Annotated in this window: 5 protein-coding genes and 1 tRNA gene; all 6 read right to left on the bottom strand. The window is 28.5% G+C overall.

All coding sequences use genetic code 11. The features are described from left to right. Window positions 1-116: 116 nt before the first annotated feature. Window positions 117-599: a signal peptidase II gene (lspA, locus tag L8D11_RS03170; protein WP_236870228.1), complete on the bottom strand. Its 483-nt coding sequence runs from the start codon at window positions 597-599 to the stop codon at window positions 117-119. Then, window positions 590-1,486: an AAA family ATPase gene (locus L8D11_RS03165; RefSeq protein ID WP_272906024.1), complete on the bottom strand. Its 897-nt coding sequence runs from the start codon at window positions 1,484-1,486 to the stop codon at window positions 590-592. The genes lspA and L8D11_RS03165 overlap by 10 nt, the downstream gene beginning before the upstream one ends. A gap of 20 nt (window positions 1,487-1,506) precedes the next feature. Continuing rightward, entirely contained in the window at window positions 1,507-3,303 is a 1,797-nt protein-coding gene (locus tag L8D11_RS03160; protein WP_236870226.1) for an ATP-binding protein, read from the bottom strand. A gap of 22 nt (window positions 3,304-3,325) precedes the next feature. Then, window positions 3,326-3,402: transfer RNA gene (locus L8D11_RS03155), tRNA-Pro, on the bottom strand. 18 nt (window positions 3,403-3,420) lie between these two features. Then, entirely contained in the window at window positions 3,421-4,614 is a 1,194-nt protein-coding gene (locus tag L8D11_RS03150; RefSeq protein WP_236870225.1) for an acyl-CoA desaturase, read from the bottom strand. 122 nt (window positions 4,615-4,736) lie between these two features. Continuing rightward, a complete protein-coding gene (locus L8D11_RS03145; protein ID WP_236870224.1) occupies window positions 4,737-5,321 on the bottom strand; it encodes a MotE family protein in 585 nt (194 codons plus the stop codon). Window positions 5,322-5,439 lie beyond the last annotated feature (118 nt).

The raw sequence follows: 5,439 nt of genomic DNA, 5'->3' as shown, positions 1-5,439 counted from the left end.
AGCTCTCTCAGAGACTTTATCAAGAGATACAATCGAAAAACCAAGGCTTATTCCAAAGCCGCTGATATGGCTGAATTATCTGTGTATATACATTTCTTCTTTGACGCTATATTTGCTTAGCAATGCCCATTTTTTAATATATAGCTTCTAAGTTTACTAATCAGAATTAAAATTACACTAATTACTATAAAGCTATCGGCTAGATTAAAAGCTGGATAATGCCAATCTAATATATGAAAATCAATAAAATCAAAGACCTTACCAAAGATCACTCTATCCACTAAATTTCCCATTGCTCCTCCTATAATCAGTCCTTGGATGATAGGATTTATATTTGTCATTAAATACAACATCAAAAATAATATAATAGATGATAAGCAAATAAATAGCATTGGTGATAAATTATATTCACTGAAAATTCCAAAGCTAATCCCCTTATTCCAAATTTCAACAAAATTTAAAAAGTTGGTAACTTTATATACGTAAATTTTATTTGAAATTAAATAGTTTAAGATTATTTGCTTACTTGCCTGATCAAGCAGTAAAGTTATAAGAGAAATTCCAGTTATAATTAAATTTCTGTGTAGCTTTAAAAACATTCTTTTAAAATATTAATTATAATTTCTTGAGAGTACTTTTTGTTTAGATTTTCCAGATTAGTAACAATATTTTGTAGTTTTTCTAAACTTGTAAGCAATTTATAATTTTTTTTTGATAACTCATATTCGCTGAAGCCCTTTCTTATCAATTTGAATGCTATTGCATCCATAAAGCAGTTAAGAATTCTAAAATCCGTTTCGTTTTCCAGATCTAATGCAGTCATAATACTTAATGCTGCATCGTAAACATCGTTATCAAACACTTCAATGAGTGAGCTTAAATATTTTTGCTCAATAAGTTTTATAGCTAGATTAATGTCGCCTTTACATAAACAATATACTGTTTCGAAGCTAACATCTGGCTTTGAACAATGCAATTCACATAAAATTTTTGTAAAATCCTCCAAAGTAGGTGTATCCAATCTCATTTTTATACATCTTGAGCTTAAGGTATCTGAAATTGTTTTAATAGACGAAGTATTTAGTATAAATATTGCATTACCAATAGGCTCTTCTAAAACTTTTAGGAATGCATTGCTTGCATTTTTATTCATTCTGTCAACGTCATTTATTACCACAACTTTGTATTTTGATTTCATTGTAGTGTGTTTTATCCAATTTTTAACTTTCCTAATATCATCAACTGTAATTATTGGGGAATCTTTGGAAATAATGTACAAATCAGGAGATTGTAAATAACTTTCTTTAGTAGTGTGGTTACTTTCATTTCTATAACTTATAATTTGCTTTGCTATTTCATTAGATAAATAGGTTTTTCTTATCCCATAACCTCCATGTATAATACATGCATGAAACAATCTGTTCTTATTCATGCTCTCATTTATTATATGTAAAATACTGTTGTAAGAGTAACCATAATTTTGCATATACAAATAACTTAAAAAATTTAGCTTTTTAGCTTTATATTAGGGATAATAATATCATATTTGATTGACTCCTGATTATCGGTTTCTAGTATCATGTTAAATCTTAATAAATGAAGCAACCAGTTCACGATTAAAATGTCAATGTTATGTTCTTCCATATAATTTAAATTTAATTTGTTATCTACACAGTTTATAAATTTTCCTATATTGCTTTTGTTGATTTTTTTACCGCTTAATTTTATAGACACTTCAAGTCCAGTTAAAATTGTTTGTATATCTACTGTTACGTTATCTATATTGCTGATCAAATTTTTAGAGCTACTTAGCAATAAAACAACTATTGTTTCCAAACATACTTCGTCTGCAAAAACCAATACATTATTATTAGTATAATTTTTTTTCACTGATAATTTTTTATATATGTCAGGGTTAAAAATTAAATCCAGCGAAGAGTTAATAATGCCTCTGATATCTATATAAGCTTCATCAAGTTCAATCTTATATGGAGATACTTTATTAGCAGAAAAAACTGATTCAAAATGCTTTAATGCATTCTCAATATTGCTTATTTTATCTACATTATTAATATCTGCCTTGGCATCTTTTAGAGATTGAAGTGACAACCTTATTTGGTGAAGTGGAGTATTGAGATTGTGTAATAGATATCTATTATTTTCTGTATGATTGTTGATTAAATTTTTTAAGAGTTTTTCCATAAAAACATACTTTAAATCAACAATTTTATACTTAAATCTTAGTTTTAAATAGCAAGATTTCAATAGTTTTATAGTGCTAAAAATAGATAATTTCCAAATATTAGTTTTGTTAGGTTTGTTGCCTATGTTGTTAAAAATTAGTATTTTTTTCACAGAAGAGGTAATTCTATAAAGGGGATTTAATATATACTTGATAGTCAGTAAAAGTATTGTTAAAAATATTAAAAATTCGGCTATTAGTATATGCTTGTAAGCTATTAAAAATTTATAAAATTCTTGTTCTTTTGAGAGAGATATTTGTGTTGTAAAAACCTTAAAATTGTTATCTTTAAAAGTTGTTAAGCTATAATAGTTTTTGAAGTTAAATCCCTGAGTATCACTATAGAATTTAAGATTATGCTTTTTTATTTCATTCAATCCTTTTTTTAAGGAAGTTATACTGTTTAAATCTGGGTTATTTATATGTTTATTATGACTTGTATACAGCACCTGATCATACCTATTAACGATCGTAACATCATAATTTTTGAAAAAATTATATTTTATGCTAGCTTTTTTAAACAGGTTATCAAAATTCATTAACCTTAAATAAACCTGTTGACTTTTATTGCTGGCGTAACATGCAACTATAGTGTAATTATTCGCTTTTATATCAGCCAAATAAATCTGGCCAAAATTCAATTTTTCTTTGTGATCCAGGCATTTTAAAATTGTTGGATTAAGATTCAAATCTTTAATAGATAATTTTTCATCATTATCTCCATAGAAGGAAATATTCTGTTTTTTATTGTTGTAAATATAAACTTTTCCCAGGAAATATATTTCCTTAGCCTTACTACTCTCTAATCCATGCTTTAGGTTTTCATCAGCTATACCAATTTTATCAATATATTCAAGGAGTTTAAAACTGTCATGACTATAATGTTTTGCAAAAGATAGCTTATCCCTGATATATTGTGATATTTCATAAAATTGATAGCGAGTTATTTGCTCTAAATAGACACTATATTGCAAAAATATGATTATTATTAAAACAAAAAGATATATAGAAGCTATATAACAAATAAATGAAGATGTTTTTTTTATTTTATTTTTAATCATCTAAAGTAGTTAAAACAACATATGGTCGGGGCAGAGAGATTTGAACTCCCGACCCCCTGGTCCCAAACCAGGTGCGCTACCAGACTGCGCTATGCCCCGAATTTATAAAATATACACTTAAAAAGGCGCCACTTGTATTTCTAATTTTCGCGCAGCTTTTTTTAATTCATTGTACTTAACAGATAAAGCTATTATCAAATTCTCTTCTATATTATCTTTTAGCCTTAAATCTTGAGTAAATTTTATTATACCTTTTGCCTTTGTAATTACGTTATCTAAATTTTCATGTATATCATTTGCTAATTTTAAAGCAGATTTTTCCGCCACCTTTAATTTAGTTAAAGCAACTTTATGAATGTACTTACTAGCTTTTTCAATCAAATCTATCTTTTCTTGCAAACTATCAATCGTCTTCTTTCTCACTTGCTCTTTCATTGATTCAACTCTCAATTTTGATGTCACAATTAAATCACTAGCAAGTCCTACTTTAGCCATCAATGCTATAACCCACTTATGAATATCCAAATGATACCATTTATGACCATTTCTATAGTCATTTGCAAAAGCATGATGGAAGTTATGCCAATTTTCACCTAGCAATAAAAAGGATAGCCACCATATATCTCTCGCAGTGCCATAATAATATTCTTTTGAGCCAATATTCATGTGCACTACTGAATTTACACAGAAAGTTGCTTGTTGCTGTATAGCTCTACCTATTCCTATAAAGATAAACGCACCTAGTGCATACCTTAAGTCACCTCCAATTAAATAACCAATTGCCATTGGTAATATCGTATTCATAAATATCGCTATTTTCCAGTAGTGTCTAAATTGCCACAAAACTACTTTATTTCTACCTAATTTTGCAAGAGCCATCTTATCAATTTTTTTATGCTTTACGTCTGAAAAAATCATCCAACCTATATGAGACCACATAAAACCTATAAACTTATTTTTATATTTTAGTGCTGAATGAGGGTCACTTTCTTGGTCGGTATATTTATGGTGCAACATATGATCTGAAGCCCAAGCTAATATAGGGCCTTGCAGAGTGCCAGCAGTTAAACATGCCAAAATAATTTCTACCCATTTTTTAGTTCTAAATGCTGTATGTGACCATAATCTATGTAACCCGACACCAACCGATATATTAACGATGTAGTAAGTAGCAACGATAGATATTATTTCAAACTTACCTATTCCATATTTGTATCCGTAAAGTATAGCAATAATGCTCAAAATAATTGGATATATAGCAATCACAAACAATGCTGGATAGTTTATAACTAATTTTGATTTTTCATTCATATCAATAATTTACCAATGAATACAATTAAAGTGGTATTCTAATATAATTCACATGTTAATACAAGATTAATTCCCAGCCATATATTCAATTCTGCTAACAATAAATTATGTGGAGCTGAATATTAAAATTCCCCCATATCACTTTGAGTTGCTAAAATGGATGTTAGTTCTCGGGCTTTTTCAGGGGTCATTTCAGAAAGTATTGCTGCAAGCCTTGATTCCTTCATGTTTAAAGCGAGCTCTACCAATACACCAATTTGTAAGTCATTAAAAATCTTAGCAGCTTCTTTAGGTTTCATATTTTCGTATACTTTAACTAATTTCTGAATTTTTTTATCGTCGTTTTGATTATTATTGTGCAATTGTGGTCTTAATTGATTTTGAACATTTTCCAGCATATTTAATCTGTTATCGATATATTGTTTTATTGATTCTAAAGCCATTTTTTCTGTAGGTAATTTGTCTTTATAATTTTCTATTTCCTTTCTTCTTTGCCTTAATTGTTGTAATAATTGTTTTTCAGAGCTTAGCTGAAAATTATCTGTAGTATCTAGAGGTGCACTGGGTGCGTTAGGTTCTTTCAAATTTTTAACGCCATCTTCCACACTATTATCTGGCTCTTCTTTTTTTAAATCTGGTTTAGGAAGTTGGGCTTTAGATTCTTGGATATTTAAAATACCCACATATTCCTCCATGACAAAGACCATTGCATAATAGGCAGAAAGAAACATATATGATAGAATGAAAAGATAAGTACATACGAAAGAGGAGGCAAAATGTCATTTTTAGTAAGAGAAGCAGAAGAACGTATAGAGAAGAGTAAGT

This window comes from Candidatus Bandiella numerosa, from assembly GCF_021811875.1.
Taxonomy (GTDB): Bacteria; Pseudomonadota; Alphaproteobacteria; order Rickettsiales; family Midichloriaceae; genus Aquirickettsia; species Aquirickettsia numerosa_A.
The sequence above is the reverse complement of the archived record's forward strand: the minus strand, read 5'-3'. Positions and strand labels throughout refer to the sequence as shown.

Bases quoted from the DNA above. Each gene is read 5' to 3' on its own strand.
- L8D11_RS03145 (WP_236870224.1), bottom strand. From the start codon at position 5,321: ATGGTCTTTGTCATGGAGGAATATGTGGGTATTTTAAATATCCAAGAA.
- lspA (WP_236870228.1), bottom strand. From the start codon at position 599: ATGTTTTTAAAGCTACACAGAAATTTAATTATAACTGGAATTTCTCTT.
- L8D11_RS03165 (WP_272906024.1), bottom strand. From the start codon at position 1,486: ATGCAAAATTATGGTTACTCTTACAACAGTATTTTACATATAATAAAT.
- L8D11_RS03150 (WP_236870225.1), bottom strand. From the start codon at position 4,614: ATGAATGAAAAATCAAAATTAGTTATAAACTATCCAGCATTGTTTGTG.
- L8D11_RS03160 (WP_236870226.1), bottom strand. From the start codon at position 3,303: ATGATTAAAAATAAAATAAAAAAAACATCTTCATTTATTTGTTATATA.